Annotated in this window: 25 protein-coding genes and 1 tRNA gene; 14 read left to right on the top strand and 12 right to left on the bottom strand. The window is 62.6% G+C overall.

Features of this window, described 5'->3' with window-relative positions; all coding sequences use genetic code 11:
- Positions 1-5: 5 nt before the first annotated feature.
- The 3 genes from KUF59_RS23125 to KUF59_RS23115 are packed head-to-tail and all read right to left on the bottom strand — an operon-like array spanning position 6 to position 2,934.
- Entirely contained in the window at positions 6-1,364 is a 1,359-nt protein-coding gene (locus KUF59_RS23125) for a TRAP transporter large permease (RefSeq protein ID WP_212459922.1), read from the bottom strand.
- Positions 1,361-1,915: a TRAP transporter small permease gene (locus KUF59_RS23120; RefSeq protein ID WP_212459923.1), complete on the bottom strand. Its 555-nt coding sequence runs from the start codon at positions 1,913-1,915 to the stop codon at positions 1,361-1,363. Before KUF59_RS23120 ends, KUF59_RS23125 begins: the two co-directional genes overlap by 4 nt.
- Positions 1,912-2,934, bottom strand: coding sequence for a TRAP transporter substrate-binding protein (locus tag KUF59_RS23115; protein ID WP_212459924.1), 1,023 nt, complete (start codon positions 2,932-2,934; stop codon positions 1,912-1,914). The genes KUF59_RS23120 and KUF59_RS23115 overlap by 4 nt, the downstream gene beginning before the upstream one ends.
- Positions 2,935-3,280: 346 nt before the next feature.
- Between KUF59_RS23115 and KUF59_RS23110 the strand changes: the two genes are divergently transcribed.
- On the top strand, positions 3,281-3,523 hold the full coding sequence (locus tag KUF59_RS23110) for a pentapeptide MXKDX repeat protein (protein ID WP_212459925.1): 243 nt from the start codon (positions 3,281-3,283) through the stop codon (positions 3,521-3,523).
- 113 nt (positions 3,524-3,636) lie between these two features.
- Here KUF59_RS23110 and KUF59_RS23105 read toward each other — a convergent pair whose 3' ends face one another.
- The gene (locus tag KUF59_RS23105; protein ID WP_212459926.1) at positions 3,637-3,984 is read right to left on the bottom strand and encodes a DUF6481 family protein; all 348 of its coding nucleotides are present in this window, start codon (positions 3,982-3,984) and stop codon (positions 3,637-3,639) included.
- Positions 3,985-4,259: 275 nt separating this feature from the next.
- On the opposite strand from KUF59_RS23105, the gene KUF59_RS23100 reads away from it, so the two are divergent.
- From KUF59_RS23100 to KUF59_RS23085, 4 genes are all read left to right on the top strand, one after another.
- Complete coding sequence (locus KUF59_RS23100) at positions 4,260-4,499, top strand: hypothetical protein (RefSeq protein WP_212459927.1); 240 nt, start codon at positions 4,260-4,262, stop codon at positions 4,497-4,499.
- 78 nt (positions 4,500-4,577) lie between these two features.
- The gene (locus KUF59_RS23095) at positions 4,578-4,817 is read left to right on the top strand and encodes a DUF2273 domain-containing protein (protein ID WP_212459928.1); all 240 of its coding nucleotides are present in this window, start codon (positions 4,578-4,580) and stop codon (positions 4,815-4,817) included.
- A 173-nt stretch (positions 4,818-4,990) separates the two neighbouring features.
- On the top strand, positions 4,991-5,806 hold the full coding sequence (locus KUF59_RS23090) for a hypothetical protein (protein ID WP_212459929.1): 816 nt from the start codon (positions 4,991-4,993) through the stop codon (positions 5,804-5,806).
- Between the two features lie 132 nt (positions 5,807-5,938).
- Positions 5,939-6,724 (top strand): transglycosylase SLT domain-containing protein, encoded by a 786-nt coding sequence (locus KUF59_RS23085; RefSeq protein ID WP_249140482.1) that lies wholly within the window; start codon positions 5,939-5,941, stop codon positions 6,722-6,724.
- A gap of 266 nt (positions 6,725-6,990) precedes the next feature.
- On the opposite strand, the gene KUF59_RS23080 is transcribed toward KUF59_RS23085, so the two are convergent.
- Positions 6,991-7,176: a hypothetical protein gene (locus KUF59_RS23080; protein WP_258767188.1), complete on the bottom strand. Its 186-nt coding sequence runs from the start codon at positions 7,174-7,176 to the stop codon at positions 6,991-6,993.
- Positions 7,177-7,357: 181 nt separating this feature from the next.
- A complete protein-coding gene (locus KUF59_RS23075; protein WP_212459932.1) occupies positions 7,358-7,600 on the bottom strand; it encodes a hypothetical protein in 243 nt (80 codons plus the stop codon).
- A 505-nt stretch (positions 7,601-8,105) separates the two neighbouring features.
- Here KUF59_RS23075 and KUF59_RS23070 point away from each other — a divergent pair.
- On the top strand, positions 8,106-10,688 hold the full coding sequence (locus KUF59_RS23070) for a glycoside hydrolase family 3 protein (protein WP_258767187.1): 2,583 nt from the start codon (positions 8,106-8,108) through the stop codon (positions 10,686-10,688).
- A gap of 137 nt (positions 10,689-10,825) precedes the next feature.
- Here the strand turns inward: KUF59_RS23070 and KUF59_RS44080 are convergent, their stop codons facing one another.
- Positions 10,826-11,254: a DUF3551 domain-containing protein gene (locus tag KUF59_RS44080; protein ID WP_212459934.1), complete on the bottom strand. Its 429-nt coding sequence runs from the start codon at positions 11,252-11,254 to the stop codon at positions 10,826-10,828.
- Between the two features lie 228 nt (positions 11,255-11,482).
- Here KUF59_RS44080 and KUF59_RS23060 point away from each other — a divergent pair, with 228 nt between their 5' ends.
- From KUF59_RS23060 to KUF59_RS44380, 8 genes are all read left to right on the top strand, one after another.
- The gene (locus KUF59_RS23060) at positions 11,483-11,785 is read left to right on the top strand and encodes a hypothetical protein (RefSeq protein WP_212459935.1); all 303 of its coding nucleotides are present in this window, start codon (positions 11,483-11,485) and stop codon (positions 11,783-11,785) included.
- A 367-nt stretch (positions 11,786-12,152) separates the two neighbouring features.
- Positions 12,153-13,121, top strand: a complete 969-nt coding sequence (locus KUF59_RS23055; RefSeq protein ID WP_212457421.1) for an IS110 family RNA-guided transposase — start codon at positions 12,153-12,155, stop codon at positions 13,119-13,121.
- Positions 13,122-13,956: 835 nt separating this feature from the next.
- Positions 13,957-14,208: a hypothetical protein gene (locus KUF59_RS23050; protein WP_212461228.1), complete on the top strand. Its 252-nt coding sequence runs from the start codon at positions 13,957-13,959 to the stop codon at positions 14,206-14,208.
- Positions 14,209-14,411: 203 nt separating this feature from the next.
- A complete protein-coding gene (locus KUF59_RS23045; protein ID WP_212461242.1) occupies positions 14,412-14,945 on the top strand; it encodes a methyltransferase family protein in 534 nt (177 codons plus the stop codon).
- Positions 14,930-15,109 carry a hypothetical protein gene (locus KUF59_RS23040; protein WP_212461227.1) on the top strand — a complete coding sequence of 60 codons (180 nt, stop codon included), beginning with the start codon at positions 14,930-14,932 and terminating at the stop codon, positions 15,107-15,109. The genes KUF59_RS23045 and KUF59_RS23040 overlap by 16 nt, the downstream gene beginning before the upstream one ends.
- Positions 15,110-15,305: 196 nt before the next feature.
- Entirely contained in the window at positions 15,306-15,614 is a 309-nt protein-coding gene (locus KUF59_RS23035; RefSeq protein WP_212461226.1) for a hypothetical protein, read from the top strand.
- 627 nt (positions 15,615-16,241) lie between these two features.
- Positions 16,242-16,406 (top strand): hypothetical protein, encoded by a 165-nt coding sequence (locus KUF59_RS23030; RefSeq protein WP_212461225.1) that lies wholly within the window; start codon positions 16,242-16,244, stop codon positions 16,404-16,406.
- Positions 16,407-17,584: 1,178 nt separating this feature from the next.
- Positions 17,585-17,788 (top strand): hypothetical protein, encoded by a 204-nt coding sequence (locus KUF59_RS44380; RefSeq protein ID WP_408918029.1) that lies wholly within the window; start codon positions 17,585-17,587, stop codon positions 17,786-17,788.
- Positions 17,789-18,667: 879 nt separating this feature from the next.
- Here KUF59_RS44380 and KUF59_RS23025 read toward each other — a convergent pair.
- From KUF59_RS23025 to KUF59_RS23005, 5 genes are all read right to left on the bottom strand, one after another.
- The gene (locus KUF59_RS23025; protein ID WP_212461223.1) at positions 18,668-19,843 is read right to left on the bottom strand and encodes an amino acid ABC transporter substrate-binding protein; all 1,176 of its coding nucleotides are present in this window, start codon (positions 19,841-19,843) and stop codon (positions 18,668-18,670) included.
- 11 nt (positions 19,844-19,854) lie between these two features.
- Positions 19,855-20,505 carry a hydrolase gene (locus tag KUF59_RS23020; RefSeq protein ID WP_212461222.1) on the bottom strand — a complete coding sequence of 217 codons (651 nt, stop codon included), beginning with the start codon at positions 20,503-20,505 and terminating at the stop codon, positions 19,855-19,857.
- Positions 20,506-20,528: 23 nt separating this feature from the next.
- Positions 20,529-20,909: a nuclear transport factor 2 family protein gene (locus tag KUF59_RS23015; protein WP_212461221.1), complete on the bottom strand. Its 381-nt coding sequence runs from the start codon at positions 20,907-20,909 to the stop codon at positions 20,529-20,531.
- Between the two features lie 158 nt (positions 20,910-21,067).
- A complete protein-coding gene (locus KUF59_RS23010; RefSeq protein ID WP_212461220.1) occupies positions 21,068-21,949 on the bottom strand; it encodes a helix-turn-helix domain-containing protein in 882 nt (293 codons plus the stop codon).
- Positions 21,950-22,119: 170 nt separating this feature from the next.
- Positions 22,120-22,196 (bottom strand) — tRNA-Arg (locus KUF59_RS23005).
- Positions 22,197-22,599: the final 403 nt, after the last annotated feature.

Here is a 22,599-nt window from a genome sequence, read left to right as displayed (position 1 = left end):
TGCAGCTAGTGGCTCCCGTCCGGCCCCATCACGAGGTCCGGCAACCAGGTCGAGATCCCCGGCACGAAGCACAGCAGCAGCACGGCTGCCATCATCAGCAGGACGAAGGGCAGGGTGCCCCAGATCACTTCGCTCAGGGGGATGTCCGGCGCGACATTGCGGATGACGAAGATGTTGAGCCCGACAGGCGGATGGATCAGCCCCATCTCCATCACGATGGTCATGACCACGCCGAACCAGATGATGTCGAAATTGGCGGCGCGGAGCGGCGGCAGGATGATCGGCGCGGTCATCAGGATGATCGAGACCGGAGGCAGGAAGAAGCCGAGCACGACCACCATGGCGAGGATCGCGAACAACAGGCCCCAGCGCGGCAGGTGCATCGCGACGATGGATTCAGCCGCCGACTGCGAGATGTGCAGGTAGCTCATCACGTAGGAATAGAGCAGCGACATGCCGATGATCATCATCAGCATGGTGGACTCGCGGATCGTCGACTTCATGATCGGCCCGAGGTCGCTCGGCCGCCAGACACCATAGATCAGCGCGATCAAGCCGAGCGCGAGTAGTCCCCCGAGGCCCGCCGTTTCCGACGGGGTCGCGTAGCCGCCATAGAGCGCGATCATGACGCCGGTGAGCAGCAGCACGAAGGGAATCACGCGGGGCAGCATGCTGAAGCGCTCGGCGAGGGTGTACTCGTCGCGCGCCAGGATCGCAGCCTCCGTGCCGCTTTTCTGGTAGGCCGCTTCGGCCGCCGCGTATTCCTGGCGGAAGCGGATCACGGCATAGACGCCGAACAGCGTGACCAGCAGCAGTCCGGGGCCGATGCCGGCGAGAAACAGGCGTCCCAGCGATTTTTCGGCGGCGACCGCGAACAGGATCATGGTGATCGAGGGGGGCAGCAAAATGCCGAGCGTGCCGCCTGCGGCGATGATGCCGGCCGCAAAGCCGCCGGAATAGCCGCGCTTGCGCATCTCGGGGATGCCGGCCGAGCCGATCGCCGAGCAGGTCGCGGGCGAGGAGCCGGCCATCGCCGCGAACAGCGCGCAGGCGAAAACATTGGCGACGCCGAGGCCGCCGGGCACGCGGTGCAGCCACGCATGCAAGGCCAAATAAAGGTCCTGGCCGGCGCGCGACTTGCCGATCGCCGCGCCCTTCAGGATGAAGAGCGGGATCGACAGCAATGTGATCGAGGCCATCTCCTCGTAAACGTTTTGCGTGACCGTATCGAGCGAAGCCGCGGGCATGTAGATGCCCATGAACACCAGCGCCACCGCGCCGAGCGCGAATGCGATCGGCATCCCCGAAAACATCACGACCAGAGTCGCGATGCCATAGGCCAGTCCAATGCCGAACACGCTCATCGCCGCTGGGCTCCGGTGAAGGGCAGGGCGAGCTGCACCAGGATCTGAATACAAAGTAGGCTCATGCCGATCGCCATCAGCACGTAGGGAATGGCGAGCGGCGGTGACCACATCGAATTGGAGACCTGGCCGTCGACGTAGGCCTCGTGAGCGAGCGTCCAGGATTTCCAGGTAAAGAAGCCGCAGAACAGCAGCGTCGCGAGATCGACCAGCCAGAGCCGGACGCGGTTCGCGAGCGGCGACAACAGTCCGACGAAGGCCTCAATGCCGATATGGCCGCGATGCTGCTGCACATAGCTCGCCGTCATGAAGGTCGCGCCGACCAGCAGGAACACCGCGGCTTCGTCCTGCCAGTAGTTTGCGGCCTTGAACAGCGCGCGGCTCAGCACACTGTAGCTCAGGATGGCGCAGGCCGCGACCAGCGCGATTGCGGCGAACACGATGATGATGCTGTTGCAGATGGCGAGACCGCGATCGACCGTCGCCGCAAGGCCTTTGCCCGCGGCGACGTCAGTCGCGTCGTCACGATCCGGAAGCGGACCGTGGCTCATGCCGAGACGTCGGAGGCGAGCTTCAGGAGGTTGGCCGAGGTCGCCGTCTTCGCGCCGTAGTCCTTCCACGCGGTGTCGCGAGCGATGTCGCGCCACTTGCCGACGGTCGCTGCGTTGAGATTGCTGACCTTGGCGCCGGCCTTCTCATAGACCTTGGCGACCTCGACGTCGTCGTCCTGCGCGCCCTTGCGGCCGAAGGCCTCGAGCTCCGCGCCCACCTTGACGAGGATGTCCTGGTGGTTCTTCGGCAGCTTGTCGAAGATCGCCTTCGACATCATCAAAGGCTCGAGCATGAACCAGTAGGACGCGCCCGCGCCCGACGTCAGCGACTTCGAGACCTCCTCGAGCCGGAACGAGATCAGGCTGGTGGAAGAGGTGATGCCGGCATCGCACGCGCCGGTCTGCATCGCCGCGTAGATTTCGTTCGAGGGCACCGAGAGCACCGAGGCGCCGGCGGTCTGCAGCACCATGTCCATCTCGCGCGAGCCGCCGCGCACCTTCATGCCCTTGGCATCCTCGGGCGCGACGATCGGCTTGGAGCGGCTGGCGACACCGCCGGCCTGCCAGACCCAGGTGAGCAGGATGATGCCCTTGTCGGCGAGGAAGTCGGTCAGCGCCTTGCCGACCGGCTCCTTCTTCCAGCGCAGACCCTGGTCGTAGGTCGTGACCAATCCGGGCATCAGCCCGATATTGGTCTCCGGCAATTCGCCGCCGGCATACGGCATCGGATAGAGGCTGATGTCGAGCGCGCCCTTGCGCATCGCGGAGAACTGCGCGTTGGTCTTGATCAGCGAGGAATTCGGATAGATCTCGGCAGCTAGGTCGCCGCCGGAGCGCTTGGCGATCTCGGCGGCGAACATGCGGCAGAGGCGGTCGCGGAAATCGCCCTTGTCGATGGTGCCGCCCGGGAATTGGTGCGAGATCTTCAGTGTGGTGGCGGCATGCGCTGTACCGGTGCCGAAGCGAAGCACGGCGGGCGCGGCGACGGCTGTCGCGAGAAGGTGACGTCGCGTGAGCATGGATATTCCCCTTGAACGGTTCTTGTTGACGGAACGGGTTCTCTGGCCGGCGTTCGGGCCCATCCTAGCCGGTCTTGCACCCGATATTCTCTAATCTGATAGTTCGAGACCGAATGCGGCGGCAAGTCGCGGCCCTTGCTGCGCCGCACACTCGCCCTTCGATCTGGCGGCGGCACTTAACGCGGCTCACGCGGGCGAAATTGTGTCTGAAACGAAAACGGGCGCACTTCCGGCTGGACGCGAAAAATTTCAGCCGCCCCGTGTAACAAGCGCGCCCTGCAATCCGTCGAGCATGATGTAGCGGCAACCGTCGCTGGCACCAACAACCCAAGAGGGAAGATTGATCATGACCATCCGTACCCGTATCGCGCTCGGCGTCTCCGCTGCCGCTTTGTCGCTCAGCCTTGCGCTTGCGCCCGCTGCGTTCGCCCAGGATAAGATGATGAAGGACGACGGCATGAAGAAGGACACGATGTCCAAGGACGGCATGAAGAAGGATGCCATGACCAAGGACGATGGCATGATGAAGAAGGACACCATGTCGAAGGACGGCATGAAGAAAGACGACGGCATGATGAAGAAGAACTGATCTTCGCCGTCGCGTTTTTCTTGGCCGGGGCAACAGCGCGTCACGCTGGACGTCCCGGCCATACACGATGATGTGAAGCGCTGACGTCGCGCGCCTGCAGGCTACTTTTCGGACTACTTTCTCTTGGCCTTGCGGGCGGCATAGCGCGCATCGCGCTTGGCCTTCTGCTCGGCCTCGAGGGCGGCGGCCTTTGCGGTGGCTTCCTCCTGCTCGCGCGCGATCCTTGCAGCTTCGGCTGCTGCAACTTCTTCCTCGCGGCGCTTTTGCTCGGCCTTTTCAGCCTCGCGCGTAGCCTTGGTTTCGGCGCGCTTGGCGGCAAGTGCCTCGCGCTCGGCGCGTCGTGCGGCGACCGCCGGATCGTCGTGCCCCGGTTGGGACTTGAACTTGTTCAAAAGATTTTTGCGGGCGTCTTGCGCTGCTTTTTGCCGGTCTGCGAAGCCGGGTTCCCTGAATCCACTCATCGAACGGCCTTGTCTTCCTCGCTTTCAATCTTACATCACCGCTTGTGGTAACGCGCGGCGCGCAAACCGCGCGTTCCTCGCGTGACGGTCATGCGTGTACATCCCCGCGCGTCCCGATGCCACCCATAATCGCAGCCGATCAGGCAGACGAAAAATCGCAGGCTTCTTCTGCGATGTTTTGTAGCCCCGAAAAACTGCCGAATTGTGATTTCCCTCACAAGGGAGCATGGGAGCGGCGCCTATTGTCCGCACCCGAACGACACGGAGCTGCGGCTATGACCTTCTTTCGGCTAAGCCTGAAAGCCCTCGCAATCGCGTTTGCGGCCGTCGCGCTTGCCGGCGTTGCGCTCACTTTGGCGCGTCCCAAGCCAATCGAGAATGCCGTACTGGGCAGCGAATGGCAGTGCAGCCAGACCGCCTTCCTGATCACGACCTGTGCACTCCGGGGCCAGCGGCAGGCCGTCCCGGCTGCGGAGACCACGGGCAAGGTGGCCCTGCGCGGGCCCAAGGTGTGAGACTTGATTTGTAGCGTGTGACGCCAGGCCGCAGAGGTGGTAAAGCCGCCGCCTGCGACGCGATCTGGCGGCCTGAGCATGCCCAAGCCCGAACCCGACCCCAAATCCCACTCCAAGCCTCACCCAAAGCCCGATTCCGAGATCAGGCCGGCGCCCTCCGGTGGGAACCGTAATGGCGCGATCGCCGGATTGATCATTGCGGCGGTCATTCTGGGGATTGGCCTCTGGCTTGCCCGCGATCTCACGGCCGCCAGCAAGATGCAGGACTGCCTGATGTCGGGGCGGACCAACTGCAATGTGATCGAGCCGGCCCGCTAGCGGTCCTTGCCGCGCCCGGTGCGGACGAAAAATTGCCGTGATCTCTGGCATTTGTAACGGGACATGGCTGACGAAGCAGGTCAGCTTTGCCACGCCGGCATCGACCGGGCGCTCAGCCATCCGCCACTGCGCCCGGACCACGGCATCCGTCACGTTGAAGGGGTAAGTCCACCATGCGCGCGTCCAGCCGCGTCAAGATCATCATTCCCTTGGTTTCGGCCATCTCGCTGGCCGCATTCGCGGCGCAGGCCCAGGAATCGGGCAGGGGACCCGCCGCGGCCGGTCCGGCCCAAGGTCCCGCCCAAGGTCCGGCCCACAGCGCAGGCCCGCAAGGCGGCCCGCCGCAAAACACCCGCAAGGGGCCTCCGCCGCAGCAGGCGGCCCGGCCCGCGCCAAATCCGGGAGCAAGTCCAGGGGCAGGTCCGGGAGCAGGTCCGGGCGGCGGCCACGTCCATGCCGGTCCACAGGGTGGGCCGGCGCAGGGTCGCTACGTCGCCCGCGGGCCGGCACCGGAACGCGTTTATGGCGGCCATGCCTATCGCGGTCACGGCGCCTGGGAAGGCGGGCGCTGGCGCCATGAAACGCGCAACGGCCGCAATGGCTGGTGGTGGGACGTCGGCGGCGTCTGGTACTATTATCCGCAGCGGATGGCCGGTCCGCCTGCCTACATCTCCGACGATTACTATGACGACGTACCGGTGGCCGCCTATGCGCCGCCGCCCCCGGCCTATGCTCCGCCGCCGCCCCCGCCACCGGCCGATCCCGGCGCGAGCGCGCTTGGCGGCGCCATCGTCGGCGGCGTGCTCGGCGGCCTGATCTCGGGCAATGCCACGGGCGCTGCCGCAGGTGCCGTCCTCGGTGGCGCCACCGGCGCCATTGCGGGTGCGACCGCCGCCTCGCAACCCGGCTACTACTGGGCGCAGGGCGTCTGCTACTACCGTTATCCGAACGGGCAGTACGTGCAGGCCGATCCCAGAGCCTGTTACTGAGCCCAACTGCTGAGCGTCATCGCGTTCGGTTGAGAATGAGGCGGGCAGGGCCTGCCTCATTTGTTTTTGGGCTCCCATCCCCGAGCGCGACAAGCGTTGTTAACTCGCCGCGTCTATCAAGCGAGCATGCGTATGCGTTCGTCATGGACCGGACCGGTTGCGCCGCTGACGATCGCGGCCGTCCTGGCGCTGAGCCTCGCTCCGCTTCGCGCCGGCAGCGTGGCGGACAGCGCGAGTGATCTGGCCGTGCCCGAGGCCGGCGAGAGCGAGCCCTTTCCAGCGCGTGCCGCCGTCCGCGTGTTGCTCGAGAAGGAAGCCGCAAAGACCAAATTGCCCGTCGACATCGCCGAGGCCGTGGTCTTCGTCGAGAGTCGCTACGACTCCACCGTCATCGGCCGCGTCGGCGAGATCGGCCTGATGCAGGTCAAGCCCGAGACGGCGGAGATGCTCGGCTTCAAGGGAACGACGGAAGAGCTCGCCAAGCCCGAGATCAACATCCATTACGGCGTGACCTATCTCGCAAAAGCCTGGCGGCTGGCGCAGGGCGACCTCTGCCGCGCGCTGATGAAATACCGCGCCGGCCATGGCGAGGAAACCATGACGCCGCGCGCCACCATCTACTGCAACCGGGCGCGCAACCGCCTGGTTGCGATGAATTCGCCGTTCGCAGCGCCCGGGGCATCGGCCGTCACCGCGCTCGCAACCGATCCAGTCGAACCTGAACCGAAGCCCGCAAGCCCAGCCCGGCCGGCCAAATCGCAGGCACTGAGGCCGCCGGCCAGGCCGACCGACGTCTATGCGATCTACAAGCGCGGGACGCCCGCCGCGAGTCGCGCGTTCTGGACCGCGCACGAAGCGCGCATTCGCGCGGTCAGGGCGCGGCTCGAAGCGAAATGGCGGCGCGTGGCCTCACGGTAGGCGTTCTCCGCCGAGCCGCCTCGACCACTCCGGTTGAATTCCGGGAACCGTGCACCAATCGCGCCGCACAACAAGTGCCCTAAATTTTGTCTGGCGTTCGAAGCGACTTCGCGGTCTTGATTAAAGAAAAAATCGACGAAATGATTCGCGGGGAAACGGGACATGCTGCACGCCATCCAGATCAGCCTGGCGCTATGGGTCATGATCGTGTGCGGGGCGATCAAGACGATCCAGACGATTCCGCTCTTGTTCTAGGACCCCAGCGTCTAGGACAGCAGCCAGGTGAAGGCCGAGTAGGCGAGCCAGACCAGGATCCACATCCAGCCTGCCATCGCCACGGCCATGACGACGAGATAGCCAACCCCTAACAGGTCGGGCAGCCGCCCGCGCGCTTTTGCCTCTGCCTGGGGTACTGCAGCTTCGGCTTCCGGTGTCATGGCTGAGAAGGCCATCTGGTTGTCGTCCTGCACTCCCGTAAATATCCGGGACAGCCCTGTGTAGCCGGTCGTAGCGTTACCGTGTGTGACGCAGTTCACATTTGGGAATTGAAAGACTTGCGCGTCGCAGAGGCATCGGCGCAGCGCGATCGGGCCGGCCAGTGGACCTTGATGCAAAAAACTCGGCCCGTCCGGGCTACTTCGATGCCTTTTGGATCTTGTGCCCGAGATGGCCGGTGTCATGGTCGCGGCGGAGCTGGCTCAGCGACGTCTCGTTCAACTGGAGCAGAACCTCGCTCAGCTTCTGGGTCGCGGGATAGCCGGCGGCAAAACCCGGTCCGTAAATCTTGCGCAGCGTGCCGAGCAGGGTGTCTCCGTGCTTGTGGCTGATTTCGCCGTCGTGATTGCGGTGGCGATTGTCGAGACCTGCCTTGCTCATGCCGCTCTCCCTCGTGTCCGCCCGGCCGACAGCATCCTCCTTCCGGAAATGAATGGCAATGAACGCTGGCGTGGCGGATGCCCGAATTCTCTGAGCCAATGCGGAATGAGATTGGGTCCGACCGGCGGGCTCTCGTGACCGGACAACCAAAACATCGAAACAACCCCATGCACAGTAGCCGGGGGGCGGCATGATGGAATTCGTATTTTACGAAATCCATTTGACACGTCGGGCAAATCGGTGGCATGATGCCATCATCAAATCATCCGTTGGAATGCCATGCCCCACGGCGCATGCGACGACGGGAATTCATCGGCGCGTCGGTCGCGGTGGCGTGCGGCTTTCGATCACCCAGTGGCTGGTATCGGGTTTCCGAGCAGTCTTCTGCTGACCGCCAATGTCCGGACCGTGAATGCCATCGGCGTCACGCTGCCGCCGGCTTTGCTCGCGCGCGCCGACGGGGTGATCGAATGAGGTGGGCCGCAGCCGTGCAGGGCTATCGCATATGAACTTGGAGAGTTCGCTCGCAGCCGCAGCGGCATGGCTGGTACTCGGCTTGAACTGTGCCGCCGGTACAGCAAGCGCCGACGACCGGCCTTGGCTCGATCGCAGCCGGGCCGCGGGCGAGCGGGCGCAATTGGCCGTGAAGCAGATGACGCTGGAGGAGAAATCCGCGCTGCTCTACGGCTACGGCACGCGCGACATCGGCGGCCAGAAATGGCAGGTCTATGTCAGGGGCAACGCGCGCCTCGGCATCCCCGACATGGTGCAGGGCGATTCGCCGGCCGGAATTTGGCAAGGCAGCAATGACGTTACGCAGTTGCCTGCCTCCGTCGCACTTGGCGCCACGTTCTCGCGCGAGGCCGCGCGATCGTATGGACGGCTGCTGGGGCGTGAAACCAGGGCGCTCGGATATGGCGTCATCCATGGCCCCAATATCGACGTCCAGCGCGACCCACGGCACGGTCGCGCCCATGAGACGTTCGGTGAGGATCCGTGGCTGACGAGCGCCATTGGCACGCAATACGTGCTCGGCGTGCAGAAGAACGCTGTCATGGCGGACGCCAAGCACTTTGCCGTCAACACCGTCGAGAAGGACCGCCGCAGCACGGATGCACAACTGTCGCGCAAGGTGCTCGAGGAACTTCATCTCTTTCCATTTCAGGACGCAGTCCAGGATGCCGACGTCGCCATGGTGATGTGCGCTTACACCAGGATCAACGGCGTGCATGCCTGCAATGACGAAAACCTGCTCCAGGACGTGCTTCGCAAACGGCTGGGGTTTGGCGGGATCGTGCGCACCGATGCCGGCGCCGAACATTCGCTGCGCTCGCTCTCGCTCGGGGTCGACCAGGAGTTTCGATCCGAAAAATATTACGGCAAGGATCTGATCGCGGCCGTGACCAAGGGGGACTTTCCGGAAAAAGACGTCGATGCGGCCGTGGTTCGGATCCTCGCATCGATGATCAAATATGGAATCTTCGACGATCCGCCGCAGCGCGTCGGCGCCGATCTCGCCGACAGCGGGCAACAGGCCGAGGCCATCGCGACGCAATCGATCGTGCTGCTGAAAAATGACGGCGGTATCCTGCCGCTAAAACCGTCGTCGCGCGCGATCGCGGTGATCGGCGCGGCTGCGGCGGACCTGCGCATCCATGGGGGGCCGACCAATCCGTCGCCCGCGGGAAAAATGACTTTTCTCGATGCCATCAAGGCGCGGGTCCCCGATGCTGACATCGTCTTCAAGGCCGGCGTCGATCCGATCTATGGCATTTCGGCCGCGCGAGGTCTGCCACAACTGCCCTCCGGCGCGCTACGCACGCCGGACAACGCGGCCAGCGGCGCGCGAGCCACCTACTACGACCGCGAGGGCAAGGCGATCGAATTTCGCGTGGATAGCTGCCTTTGCGTGAGCCAGGGCAGCCAGTTCTCCTCGACCGTCACCACCTCACAGCCCGCGCCGAAAGGCACGGCCTCGGCGGTCTGGCGCGCAAAACTGCTGGCCGATGTGGCCGGGCGCTATCAATTCGACGCGCTGGCGGACGCGGCTGTGACGCTCTCGATCGATGGGCTGCGCCTCCTGTCCAAGACCAAGGAACAGGCCGTCGCCGAGGCCGGCCTCGATCTGGGTGCCGGACTGCATGACATCGAGGTTCATTTTGAAGGCGAGGGCAATCTCAAGCTCGGCTGGCGTCCGCCAGCGCCATCGATCGATGCTGAGATCGCCGATGCCGTCCGTGCCGCGTCGGCGGCAGACATCGCTATCGTCGTGGCCCGGGATCTGGAGTCGGAAGAGCTCGATCGCCCCACGCTCAGCCTTCCGAACGACCAGGACCGCCTGATCGAGGCCGTGCTTCGCGCCAATCCGCGCACGATCGTGGTGCTCGCAACGGGAAGTGCGGTCACCATGCCGTGGCTGGATCGCGCGCCTGCGGTGGTGGAGGCTTGGTATGGCGGCACAAGAGGTGCGGCGGCCTTGGCTGCGGTGCTGTTCGGCGACGTCAATCCGAGCGGCCGGCTGCCGATCACATTTCCGCGCAGGGACGACGATTTGCCGACCGCGGACCAGGCCCAGTTTCCCGGCGTCGATCGGGTAACGCTGTATCGCGAGGGCCTTCGAAGCGGATATCGCTACTTCAACGGCGGCAACGCGCCGCAACCGCTGTTTCCGTTCGGCTACGGGCTGTCCTATTCGACGTTCGCCTTCACCGACATCGGAGTGGATCGTACCGCCTTTACGATCGGCGATCCCGGACAAGATGCGACCTTCAAGGGACGCACCGCAGTCACGGTCAGCGTCAAGGTGACGAATACCGGCACCATCAAGGGCGCCGCCGTTCCGCAACTCTACATCAGCTATCCCGAGGAGTCGGGCGAGCCGGCGGCCCTGCTGCGGGCCTTCGACAAGGTCGAGCTTGCGCCCGGAGAAACCAAAGCCGTCAGCTTCATCCTCGACCAGCGTGCGTTCTCGAACTTCAGCGAGCGGCGCAATGCCTGGGTCGTCGACAAGGGACTCTACAAAATATCGATCGGCGCTTCCTCCGCCGATCGTCCCCTGAGCCTCGAGGTGGAAGCAAAAGCGCCTTAAAGCGCGATGGCATTAGGTCGAATCGTCATCGCGCTTTAGGTCTTTGTTTGAGCATGATCTCCGCGCAAACGCGTTCCGCGTTTGTCGCGAGGGAAAACCGCTGCGCATTTTTCCGGATCATGCTTTAGGATCGCCCGTCACATGTAGCGTCTCACACTTCGGAGAAATTCTTCTTTCTCGCCCGGCGCGTAACCCTGGCAAGCTCCATAGTACGCTTCTCTTCCTTGATTGCACGGTGAGGTCCGGTTGCGGGCCGACGGCCTTGGTGCCGCGTACGATCTGGTCTCAGCGGGCGCGGGCCATCCTAATCCGGCCTGGCCACGATAACGTTGATTGTTTCCTTTGCCCTTCGCACCCGCGTAATACGGGTTGAGGACGCACGACTGACCGTTGGCCGACGCCCTGCATTGGGCCATCGTCGTGAAGCTGCATCGATAATAAGGGGTGGTTCCGAAAGAGACGACGGCCAGGCAAACGGGATAAGCCGGGTCATATGTTTGAGCCCGGGCATGCCCCGCGGTCAGGGCAATGCTCACCGTCAAAATCGTCAAAGCCAATGCGCGCATTGGAACCTCCTCCAACTTGGCCAACACCGGCGCACTCAGACCGCAGGCAGTGTTGATCCAGGTCAATGTGCGCGGAATAGGTTCATGCGCCGCGCGAGCGGCCGTAATCCCCCTAATCCTGACGAGTCACCTCATCGTGAAACTTGTGGCTCGGCATGCGCTGTTGAGACTTCAGTAACCCAACGCCTCCAATCTCCCCTTGGTATCGTTGCGTTGGAGTATCCCACAGTGCTGGATTTTGACGAGCTGCGCGAACTCGCAGCGGATGTTCGCGTTTTTGTCGACGTCGCCGAAGACAAGGCTGGAGCGCTGAGAGCCGTCGTTGCGGCTTATGACGTGGTGTTGGCGATCTTCCCCTCCCAGGAGGGTATGGGCCTCCACGTCGTCAAAGGCAGCGAAATCCTGGACAAGATCGCAAAATCACGGACCCATGCGATGTACAGTCATACGGCCATCGCGGTTCCCGACCTGGAGCATGCAGAAGTGCTCAAATACCTGACGGCCCCGGTCGAACAGCGGGTTGCAGCTTAGTTGCAGCACGCAGGATGGGTAGAGCTCTTGCGAAACCCATCGCCCGTATTGCGTCGGTCAAGTGACCGCCGTCATGACTACACTTGCGCGCGCATGTCGGCCGGGACCATGTTCGAGGTGGGTGGCTTGATGGGTTTCGCAAGAGCTCTACCCATCCTTGTATTAGCCCGATCGCTTATATTGAGCCGTTCCGTGAGGAATGGCCCAGCCCGGGTGGCCGCCCGAGCTGGGCCGCCGTTCGATCGGATCGGTACCCATCGAAGCCTTGAGGGCTGTCTGACGTAGCGAGATCGCGACCGGCACTTCATCGGGACCCGAATGGTTGAACGAACTTTAGGTTCGCATAACAAGGGAGGGATCGACGAAGATGGTCAAGCATATCACGATCTGTGCCGGTATCGATACCGGCAAACGGAAGCTTGATGTGGCGATCGAAGGCCGCCGCGAGCCGCTGCAGGTGGAGAACACGTCGGAAGGTCACGAGGCTTTGTCGGCGTGGCTGCGACAGCATCGCGTCAAACGCATTGGCATCGAGGCGAGCGGCGGTTACGAACAGCCGGTCGTCGCCGAACTGCGGCGCAAGCGGTTTGTGGTTGTGGTGTTCCAGCCGGCCCAGGTCCGGGCTTATGCCAAATTCCACTTGCAGCGGGCCAAGAACGATAAGATCGATGCCGCTCTTATCGCAGCCTGCACCGCAGCGGTGCGGAAGATCCATGCCGCTCCCGATCCTCGGTTGCTGCCGTTCGCCGAGCAACTGACCATGATCGATCAGATCGGCGAGGATATCGCGCGCCTCAAGAACAGGATCGAGAGCTGCCGCAATGTGAGGATTAACCAGCTCTGGCACGAGGATATCGCTCGCCTGGAGCAACGTGAGAAGGCCGCACTCAAGGCTCTGGTCGCCTCGATCTGCAAGCATCCCGACCTTGCCAGGAGGCTCGCGCTGATCAACAGCGTCGCCGGCATCGGGCTGCCGACCGCCGTTGCCATCCTGGTGCGTCTGCCTGAGATCGGCCGGATCACGCGGGAGCAAGCTGTCGCTCTCGCCGGCCTTGCGCCCTATGACGACGACAGCGGCGACCAGGTCGGTGTTCGGCATATCGAGGGCGGACGAAAGCGGCTGCGTCGCGCTCTTTATACCGCTTCACTGGCTGCATCGTTTCGATGGAATCCGCAGCTCATCCAGCTCTACCGGAGGCTGACCGCAGCCGGAAAGGAACACAAGCGCGCGCTCGTTGCCTGCGCCAGGAAGATGCTCATCTTCGCCAACACGGTGGTAGCTCGCGGCACGCCATGGTGCGGCGAACCGCCGGCGGGATCATTCTCTGTTTCTTAGTTCGACCGGGACGCGTTTCTTCGTCCCGACCTACGGCCCCTCACGACGTCGCGCGCAGCGTCCGTCAAGGATGGCCGTCGTTTGCCCCAACTTCACGCGATCTGCCGCCAGGCCACGCCTTGACGGACGCGAGCACGGCGTCATCATGAAGACGCCGACGACTAAACGGCGTAAAGCACAGCCGCCATTTAATGGTTGCTACGCACTGTCACCGTAGTCCTGGAGGCGAACGCGCGCCGAAGCGCCTCGAGAGGGCTGGATTTTTAAGCAAATCAGCCGTGAGCTTCAGTGCAACACTCGGGCGGCCGCTTCGGCCAGTCGGACCTTCTCTCTCAGGTCCTCAAGTTCCTCGATCGCGTCCAGCAATCTCGTCAGCTCACGAGTGACATGTGCCAAAGTGGGCTTCGGGCGCCTGAAAATAGGACTTCGTCGTTCCATCGGTGCACGCCTCCTTGCTCGGACATTCCAATAGGCAAGGAGCGTGCCGGTCTGGGTGCGCGCAGAACCACGCAGGAGCAAGCAGCTTTCACTGTAGTCCCCAATCCCAGGGCCGCTGCGTGGGCGGTGGCAGTGCCAGTTCGTGCATTCGGTCCTTCCATGCCGCCCAGTCGCGCTGGCGGCGCCAGGGCTCGTAGTCAAGCCTCGTAGTCAAGCCTCGTAGTCAAGCCTCGTAGTCAAGTGATGGACCGGAATCCCATTGAAGGATGAGCCAGCCGGGGCGGATCTACGGCCGGCGCGGGAAGGCAAATATTCGATTGCGGTAGCTGAAAAACAGGAAGAGACTTTGACGGTCGGACCCAACGAGCTCCCACGGCGATCACCGAAGGAGGAGGGAATGACCGTTTATAGGGATTACGGATGGAAGCCGCCCACTGCCGCCCAACGTGAGGCGCAAAGGGTCTTCAAGGAAACCGATGCCAAAGTAGCGATGTCCGAGTATGAGCGCATCCAAGCGGCGTTTCATGCAAATCGCGAAAGGTTAAAGGCTGAACGACTTGCTCGCGAGGCCGAAGCGGCGGCCCGAAAGCACAAAAACCTGATCACGGCCCATTCTCCGAACGTGCACGGCGGTCTGCGGCACCGCTGATACACGCATTCAGAATTATCAATCGGACAGGGCAGGCGCTTGCGACGAGCAAGCCGGGCTGATGGTGGAAGCCTGGAACGATCTCGCACGCGAAGTGGGCATCACCGCCAAGCGACGTCTGCAAGCAACGTCTGCACGAGCTGCGAATGGCGCTGATGGACAAGAAGCTAGTTCGCGAATGCGCCAGTGAAGGGGAGGTTGGAATGAGCTCGCAGCGAGTGTCGGGAACCGCCGTGCAACGAACCATTGCCGTCCTGGGCTCGGCGGTTTTCTTCGTGGTCGCCCCATTTACGCTGGCGGGGCTCGTTCCATGGTCGATCACGGGTTGGCAACTCCGGCCGCCGTTCCTTGGTCTGGAGCTGACGCGCGGCATCGGCGCGATAATGATTCTCGCAGGCGTGCCTGGGCTCGTTGACGCATTTGCACGTTTCGCGCTGCAGGGTCTCGGCACCCCCGCGCCCATCGCGCCGCCCCGAAATCTCGTGGTGACCGGTCTCTACCGCTATTTGCGTAATCCAATATACGTCGCGGTCGTTGCCATCATCCTGGGGCAAGCGATGCTGATGGGCGATTGGCGCCTCATCGTCTACGGCGCGCTGCTCTGGCTCTTCTTCCACGGCTGGGTCGTGGCGATCGAAGAACCCTCGCTCGAGCAGACGTTTGGGGGTGAGTACGAGGCGTTCCGCGCCGCCGTCCCGCGCTGGATACCGCGGATGACCCCATGGCGGTCGAAATGATCGGTGGCCCGCGGTTGCGCGAGCCGCTGCTCGCGACCGGTCTCGGACGCTTCAACGGCGCCGCGAGCAGGCACGACGTGCAGGCCGCGGAATTACGGCGACAGCGCACTCAACTGATCAGCCTTCGCCGCGCGTCGTGCGGTCCTCGAAAGCGGCCCGCGTGATTGAGTGCACTGTCACCGTTTTTCCGGTTCACGCTGGCGGGCCTCCGGCCTCAGGTGCCATGCCACCCACAGGCCTTTTCGTTAGAGGGCCTGACGGGCACATCGCGCAAGCTCCACTTGATCTAGGTCAATTCGTTCGGGACAAAGTAGCAAAACCTCGCACGCGCGACCTTTGTAATTTCAATTGGAGGGTAGCATGGCAGTAGTTGTTCAATATGTAGTCAAACCAAATCCAGGTGCCGACTTCGCGGGAATACTCGAACTGGCTAAGGAGAGCGCCGGGCTTTGGCGCAAGCACGGTGGCAAACCAAGGTTCTGGTCCGTCGCGGTCGGCGAATTCGGAAATTTCGTTTTCTCAGTAAATTTCGAAACGTTCTCAGCTTACGGCGCGACAGTTGAAAAACTTAATGCCGATCCAGCGTTCCAAACCTGGCAAGCGAAGAGATTGAAGGCGGGCTTGACCACCCTCGTGCGTTCGAATTTGGCGACCGAGATTGAACTTTGAGGAGCGCTCCCGCGCCCGCCGGTTCACGCTGGCGGGCCTCCTCAGAGCAGCCCGAACGCTCGACCGATTAGCACGACGACCACGATAGACCACGTTCAATGCGATTGAATGCACTGTCACTGTAATCCCCCACGTCAATCGGATCTTCGAAAGGCCGCCCCCAGCCCTTGCTCATTTGGTGCGCATAATTTTGGTTTTGTCATCCACTGTGTCAATCACGATACACGGCATCGGCGGGAATCGCCGTAGGCTTCAGATGCGTCTCTCATGGCGCTTCCTCCCTGCACTTGAGCCCGCCGGGAATGGCGGGCTTCCCTTCGATGCATTGGAGAATGGCCTCGCTTGCGAGGCGTGGATTCAAACGTGCGCGCTATCAAATCGGCGGGGCCGCCACGGCCGTCTCATACGTCGTACGCGTGCGGGGAAATAGGGATTTTGGCTCGTTTGCCAAATTAACAAAATTAACCAATTTAAATGAATTAAATGGAGGCGCTGTCAAATAATGCATATGCTGAGGGGACTTGGCGCCAGAGCCCTAGCGTCAAGCGAACCTTGCGGTCTCGGCACCGGTCCACCCGCCGCTAAGTGCCGAGACCGTTTTAGGCGTCCGGGTAGTCGCGAGAGGTCATGGACCGGGATCGTTTTGAGGCGATGTCCATCGAGGAGTTGTGGGCTCTCCATACGGAGATCGACAAAGCTCTCGCCGCGAGGATTGTTGCCGAAAAGAAAGAACTTGAAAGGCGGCTTGAACAAGCTCGGCCGAGTTACGGTGACAGTGCATTCAATCGCTGATTTGCCAGCCGCTTCCATTCAGCTCGTTAGACCACGTTCAGTGTGATTGAACGCACTGTCACCGTAATCCTCACAAAAACAGACCACCCGCCTCTCACGATCACGCGGCACCTGCGAGCACCTCTCGCCCACTTGCTGCGGCCTGTGCGGACTGCTCGCCACAGGAGAGCAACGCCACGAGCACGCGTGAACGGGGTGGAAGATGTGCCGTTCTGGTGACAGTCCGCGCAAAAGATGGCGAGCGCGTCTGTTCGCCTTATTCGAACACGTTTTGTGCGGAACATTCGGTCGAGCGCTCGACTTTCAACCACCGTCGAGCCCCGTAGTGTTGCCTGGGGTTAGCCGCGGAATTGAAGGCGAAGAGGAGATCATCGTGACGAAGGTAGCCAAGCTTCTCGCAGTAACCGCCATACCGGCATTGTTGATCGCAACGTCTGGACCGCTGCTCGCTGGTGGAGGCGGTGGGGGTGGCGGAGGAGGCGGTGGCGGGGGTGCCGGAGGGGGAGTTGGAGGAGGTGGCGGGGTAGGAGCCGGCGTTGGTGCATCTGGTGGACACGGCGGCGGAGTGGGTGCGGGACATGGCGGCGCAGGTGGTATCGGCCACGGCAGTTCGGCATCGGCTCCGGGGCACGCGATGCAATCAGCGTTTTCGAGCCCGCACTCTCATGGAGCCCATCACGGCGCATCAAGCCTCAGCCTGGGACACGGCCTAGGACACGCGATACAGGCGGCGTTTTCAGCGGTGTTTTCAAGCCCGCACTCGCATACCGGGCATCGTGGTTCATCAAGCCATACCGGGCATCCCGGCGCATCCGGCTTCAGCCCAGGGCACCAGATGCAAGCGGCATCTTCAAGCCCGCCCTCCGGGCATCGCGGGGCATCCGGCTTCAGCCCGGGGCATCAGATGCAAGCTGCATCTTCAAGCCCGCCCTCCGGGCATCCGGGGGCGTCGGGCTTCAGCCCAGGGCATCAGATGCAGGCTGCACCTTCAAGCCCGCCCTCCGGGCAGCCGGGCGCATCGGGATTCAGCCCAGGACACGAGATGCAAGCGGCGGCTCCGAAACCTTGAACGGCGACGACCAGCAATGAGCATCGAGCTTCACTCCAAGGCGGGACGTAGAACGGCCTAGCCGTTCCGACCCGGTGGTCTGCAGTTGCGGTGACAGATTGCGACGTGCATGGCGCTATTGCGCATTGTCGCTCGGCTCGCCGGACGAGCTGTTGGTGTCGTGTATGAACGCATCCAAGCGGCGTTTCATGCAAACCGCGAGAGGTTAAAGGCTGAACGACTTGCTCGCGAGGCCGAAGCGGCGGCACGGAAGCACAAAAACCTGATCACGGCCCACTCTCCGAATGTGCACGGCGGTCTGCGGCACCGCTGATACGAGCATTCAAAATTATCAATCGGAAAGGGCAGGCACTTGCGACGTGCAGGCCGGGCTACGGTGGAAGCCTGGAACGATCTCGCACGCCGAAGTGGGCATCACCGCCAAGCAACGTCTGTACGAGCTGCGGATGGCGCTGAGGGGCAAGAATCTTGTTCGCGAATTCGCCGGTATATGGAAGGTCAACCATCACGGGTGAGCCCGCATCTGGCGACACCGACGGAATCTTTGTGGAGAGCCAACGAGCGCGGGACCTCAATTGCGGAGGCGAACCGAATCAACTTTGATGCTCGCGAATTCCAGGGAGGGACAATGCCAAAAATCCGACTTTGCGTTTATGCTGCCGCTATCCTGGCTTTGAGCACAGCGAATGCATCGGCATTCTCGATGAGCTTTCGGTGGTGTGGCCTCAGCTCTCCCGTATTCGCGTTGAGTGGTGTGCCAAAAGGGACGGCAACACTCCAATTCCACATGGTTGATCTTCAGGTCCCCAGTTACAATCACGGTGGGGGAACGGTGCCCTACAAGGGCCAGTCAACGATCGCTTGCGGTGCCCTAAATAGCTACTCGCCGCCAAGTCCGCCGAGCGGCAGCCACTCCTATCAAGTCACCGTCACCGCATTCGGGCCTGGCAATGCGAATCTCGGCTCGGCGAGCTTCACGAGGGAATTCCCCGAGAAGAAATGATCTTCTGGCTTTCTCCCACGAGGGACGAGCGCGACCAGTCCGCGTTACGGTGACAGTGCTGTCACCGTAATCCCAAGCCGCGCGAAGTGGGCATCACCGCCAAGCAACGTCTGCACGAGCTGCGGATGGCGCTGACGGACGAGAATCTTGTTCGCTCGCCAATCCGCCAGCGCTCTGCGGTAACAAAATTCACCTCGACGGAAATCGGAGCCTTCCGGAGGCATAGTTCGACGGCGAAACCACGATTTGCCGCGACCCATTCCGGAACTGTTCAATTCCGTGACCGGATATTCCCTGGAATTGAACTTGTAAGACGCGTGGCTCTGCCCATTCGCCGTTTGCACCAAAACTAATCGCGCCCATGACGGTGTCAAAGGTCGCGCTCCGTGCGTATGCCGCGAGTCCGGCGTCGTGGAAACCGCCAGTCGCTTCGACAGCCTGAGCAACAACCTGCAACTGGGCATAGGCAAGTGGGGCCATGTAATGGCCCAAGAGGTCGACATGCTCAGCGCTGGCTCGTTCCTGATAGGTATTCAGGAATTGCTGCACCCCGGGGAACATCATCTTCGGGGCCGGCTGCCAATATTCGTAATTTACAAAGCCGTTGAGCAGCGGACCGAGCGTGGTTTTGACGGCGGTGTTCTGAGGGCCGATCATCCCGGCGCCGACCATCTTCGGGCGGAATGGATGTGCGTGGATCGCTCGCACGAGGCCGATCGAGTCGTCTAGATAGGAGCACAGAAACAGCAAGTCGCAGTTGCTCTCGGCCACAGCGTCGATAACAGGTTTGAAATTCTTCGTCGTCAGCGGATAGGTGGCTTCGTGGACAATGCGAAGACCGTACTTCGCGGCATTGGCTTTTGCGCCGAGAATGGGGTTGCGAGAGAATTCCGCATCCGCCGAGACCAACGCCACGGTCAGGGGCCGAGGCGTCTGCGCGGCAGCAAGCTCGAAAAATCCCTCGGTCAGCGCTGCGTTCGGATCTGGCCCGGTTGGTATCATGGCGAAGTAGTTCGGATAGGCGAGCGCGTTGTTGACGCCAAGGCCCATCAGCCCGACGAAGAAGCGCTGCCGTTCCATGATCAGCGGCATCGCTGGCAGTATGGTGTTGGTGCCGTAACCGCCGATGACGAGATCGACCTTGTCTTCGTCCATCAAGCGCTTGTAGAGGCCGGGGACGCGCGAAGCATCCGCATGGTCGTCGTAGCAGACGAGTTCGACAGGGCGGCCGAGCAGGCCACCCCGGTTGTTGACGTGTTCTCGCCAGATATCGTGGGCGAGCCGGGCCGAACGACTGTTGTCCGCGACCGGACCGGTCAGTGAAAGGCAGTACCCTATGCGGATCGGCGTCGGTGCAATAGGCATGTCGCGCGCCTTCAGGCTCCTGCCTTGGCGCGTCCGGCCAGAAGCTGCAGTTCCCAGGCCAGGGCGGCCCCGCTGGCACCGCCATGCTCGAGGACGACGGCCGAGACGCCGACCGCGGTTTTCTCGCGCGCCCAGTCACGCTGCCATTCGCCCAGCACGGCAAGCCAGGTGATCGGCACCGCGCCGGCAGCGACCATGCGGCGCACCGCCATGTCATGGGCTTCCAACGAGACGCCGCCTGACGCATCGGTGACGATGAAGACGTCGTATCCTTCGCCGAGCGCCTGGATTGCCGGCATGGCAAGGCAGATCTCGGTGTAGAGCGCAGCCAGAACGAGCTGCTTGCGCCCGCTCGTCTTCACGATGTCGACGACATTCGGATCCTCCCAGGTGTTGATGAAGGTGCGGTCGATCGGCCTCTGCTCCGGGAAGACATCCTGAAGCCCCTTGATCAGATAGCCGCCGCGCTCCTCGATCACCGTGGTCAGGATCGTCGGCACGTTGAAGACTTTTGCAGTCTTGGCGAGGCCGATGACGTTGTTGATGATCGTCGCGGGCTCATGGCTGTTCAGATTGGTGAACTGGTAGGGCTGATGGTCGATCAGGACGAGAATGCTGTCTTCAGGGCGGAGCAGGGCGTCGAGGCCGGTCTTGGCGGGCATGATTGGTCCTTGGATATGGCTGCTCAGGCAGCGATGGGGTCGAGAAAGACGTGGAGGGTCTTGATTTTGCCGGCTTCAACCCGGGCGACATCGGTGCCGGTCACGGCCGCGGGACCGTCCGGTGGGCCGGATCGCCAGCGTAGCCGTCCGAGACCGTGATGGCCGACGGCGGGACCGATCGCGGTGAAGACGAAGTTGGGCGGCAGGTTCGCCAGGAGCGCTTCCACCGCCTGATTGATGGCGGCATGGCCGGTCGCCGAGGCATCCGGTGGTTCGTACAGTGCCGCATCGTCGGCATAGAGTTCTGCAATGGCTTTGATCCGGCGGGAGGCGTCGCGCTCGCCGAACACGCGCGCGAGGTTCGCCTGCATGAGGCCGTCATAGTCGATGGATGTTTTGCTCATCTTCCGCCTTCCGGGTTGAGGAGTTCCGGGAGGGCGCGTCTCGTCAACGGGCTGCTACGATCTCGCTCGCCGATCCGGTCGCGGCGATACTGGCTTCCCGTCCTGCGGAAGACACTGTTCGATTCTGCGAATTGCAGTCTGAAACTGCTGCTGGATGATCAGTTCTTGCGGTCGCGTCGCCAGGCCGCCGGCGTCGCTCCGGTGAGCTTGCGGAACGTCCGCCCGAAATGGACCGCATCGGCAAAGCCGGTCGCCTCGGCCACCTCGTTGAGCGAGGCGTGGCTGTCGATCAGGAGAGCCTGCGCGCGGCGGATGCGTGCGTCGAGCTGCCAGCGATAGGGCGCCATTCCCGTAGAGGCCTTGAACGCGCGGCTAAAGTGAGCCTGCGAAAGACCCACCTGCGCCGCCAGGTGCGCGAGCTCAACGCGCTCGGGCAAACGTGCATCGAGATATTCCACGATACGCCGCAGTTGCCAGGGTGCCAGCCCCTTGCCGTCGGTGGCAGGCTCCGGTGGCTCGGCGAAGAGCCGTGCCGCGATCGCGGCAGTCAGCCCGTCGCCATAGAGCTGCGTCGAGGGATCGGGATCGTTCATCGTGTCGGAGAGCAGCCTGACCAGAGTCCAGATCCGGTCGTCGGCAAAACGCAGCCGTGGCTTAGTGATCGCATCGGCGTTGAAGCCGGTAGCCAGCCGCTCGCTCAGCACCGCGAGATCAAAGATCAGGGTGGCGTCCCGCGCGAATCGCGTATCGGCGCTGAAGCCCCAAATTTCCATGCCGGCAGGCGCGAAGTGCATGTGCCGCGGCATATAACCAATCGGGCAAGGCTGGTCCTCGCGCAGACGGGGCTCGCAGGGGCTTCCAATCTCTTCCAGAAGAACGTTGAGGCGGGTTTCGCTCTGGTGGCGAAGTTGGTGAGACACCCGGCCCGCGCAATGGAATTCGCTGACATCAACGCGCACGCCATTCCATTCGCGCCGCGCCGTCGACAGGCTCAGCACATTCTCGGGGAGTGGCAGCAACGGATCGACGCGCGTCAGCAAGGGGACTCCGGTTTTCGGAGCAGGCACCCTAGCACGGTGTCCGTTCGGTCATTGAGTGACATGTCCGTGCGCAAAGCTCGTCCGCACCCTAGAGCCGCTGCAGGGGCTAAGGGAATAGAAAGAAATCAACGTGTTATCGGGTATCGATGGCGCAGTGATGGTGGGAGAAATGGCGATCCCGGCAGGACTCGAACCTGCAACCCGCGGAGTAGAAATCCGCTACTCTATCCAGTTGAGCTACGGGACCGTGAAGGGGCCTCGGACGAGGGCCTCGAGGGCTTCTAGCACGCCACATATGAAAAATCCGCACGTTCGCCAAGTCCGGACCGAACCGTTTTCCTCAAGCCAGCGACAAACCTGGACGGTGGAGTGTCAGGGTGCCGGCTCCGCGGCAGCGACCTGGACGATGGTTCACATCGCCGGGAGCGTTGACCAGCGATCGGGACATTGCCGCCGGACGGCTGGTTTTGGTGTGGCTGCGCCTTTAGGGACGGTGCGCGCGGGTCACATCCTGATCGGTCACCTCTGGGCCTGCTTGCCATGGCGCATGCGACGTTCTGCTACTGTGGTTCCATCGCCTTGAGTCTGTCACCTTTTCGCGCATTTCATCATTGCCGACGCGGCGTTCGTCCGCGATCGTCCGGGAGTCC

The organism is Bradyrhizobium arachidis (assembly GCF_024758505.1).
Taxonomy (GTDB): domain Bacteria; phylum Pseudomonadota; class Alphaproteobacteria; order Rhizobiales; family Xanthobacteraceae; genus Bradyrhizobium; species Bradyrhizobium manausense_C.
This window is presented reverse-complemented; position numbering and strand designations above follow the sequence as displayed.

Bases quoted from the DNA above. Each gene is read 5' to 3' on its own strand.
- KUF59_RS23035 (WP_212461226.1), top strand. From the start codon at position 15,306: ATGGCAGTAGTTGTTCAATATGTAGTCAAACCAAATCCAGGTGCCGAC.
- KUF59_RS23100 (WP_212459927.1), top strand. From the start codon at position 4,260: ATGACCTTCTTTCGGCTAAGCCTGAAAGCCCTCGCAATCGCGTTTGCG.
- KUF59_RS23095 (WP_212459928.1), top strand. From the start codon at position 4,578: ATGCCCAAGCCCGAACCCGACCCCAAATCCCACTCCAAGCCTCACCCA.
- KUF59_RS23085 (WP_249140482.1), top strand. From the start codon at position 5,939: ATGCGTTCGTCATGGACCGGACCGGTTGCGCCGCTGACGATCGCGGCC.
- KUF59_RS23025 (WP_212461223.1), bottom strand. From the start codon at position 19,843: ATGCCTATTGCACCGACGCCGATCCGCATAGGGTACTGCCTTTCACTG.
- KUF59_RS23105 (WP_212459926.1), bottom strand. From the start codon at position 3,984: ATGAGTGGATTCAGGGAACCCGGCTTCGCAGACCGGCAAAAAGCAGCG.
- KUF59_RS23125 (WP_212459922.1), bottom strand. From the start codon at position 1,364: ATGAGCGTGTTCGGCATTGGACTGGCCTATGGCATCGCGACTCTGGTC.
- KUF59_RS23045 (WP_212461242.1), top strand. From the start codon at position 14,412: ATGAGCTCGCAGCGAGTGTCGGGAACCGCCGTGCAACGAACCATTGCC.
- KUF59_RS23110 (WP_212459925.1), top strand. From the start codon at position 3,281: ATGACCATCCGTACCCGTATCGCGCTCGGCGTCTCCGCTGCCGCTTTG.
- KUF59_RS23030 (WP_212461225.1), top strand. From the start codon at position 16,242: ATGGACCGGGATCGTTTTGAGGCGATGTCCATCGAGGAGTTGTGGGCT.
- KUF59_RS23120 (WP_212459923.1), bottom strand. From the start codon at position 1,915: ATGAGCCACGGTCCGCTTCCGGATCGTGACGACGCGACTGACGTCGCC.
- KUF59_RS44080 (WP_212459934.1), bottom strand. From the start codon at position 11,254: ATGCGCGCATTGGCTTTGACGATTTTGACGGTGAGCATTGCCCTGACC.
- KUF59_RS44380 (WP_408918029.1), top strand. From the start codon at position 17,585: ATGGCGCTATTGCGCATTGTCGCTCGGCTCGCCGGACGAGCTGTTGGT.
- KUF59_RS23055 (WP_212457421.1), top strand. From the start codon at position 12,153: ATGGTCAAGCATATCACGATCTGTGCCGGTATCGATACCGGCAAACGG.
- KUF59_RS23115 (WP_212459924.1), bottom strand. From the start codon at position 2,934: ATGCTCACGCGACGTCACCTTCTCGCGACAGCCGTCGCCGCGCCCGCC.
- KUF59_RS23070 (WP_258767187.1), top strand. From the start codon at position 8,106: ATGAACTTGGAGAGTTCGCTCGCAGCCGCAGCGGCATGGCTGGTACTC.
- KUF59_RS23090 (WP_212459929.1), top strand. From the start codon at position 4,991: ATGCGCGCGTCCAGCCGCGTCAAGATCATCATTCCCTTGGTTTCGGCC.
- KUF59_RS23020 (WP_212461222.1), bottom strand. From the start codon at position 20,505: ATGCCCGCCAAGACCGGCCTCGACGCCCTGCTCCGCCCTGAAGACAGC.
- KUF59_RS23050 (WP_212461228.1), top strand. From the start codon at position 13,957: ATGACCGTTTATAGGGATTACGGATGGAAGCCGCCCACTGCCGCCCAA.
- KUF59_RS23080 (WP_258767188.1), bottom strand. From the start codon at position 7,176: ATGGCCTTCTCAGCCATGACACCGGAAGCCGAAGCTGCAGTACCCCAG.
- KUF59_RS23075 (WP_212459932.1), bottom strand. From the start codon at position 7,600: ATGAGCAAGGCAGGTCTCGACAATCGCCACCGCAATCACGACGGCGAA.
- KUF59_RS23040 (WP_212461227.1), top strand. From the start codon at position 14,930: ATGGCGGTCGAAATGATCGGTGGCCCGCGGTTGCGCGAGCCGCTGCTC.
- KUF59_RS23015 (WP_212461221.1), bottom strand. From the start codon at position 20,909: ATGAGCAAAACATCCATCGACTATGACGGCCTCATGCAGGCGAACCTC.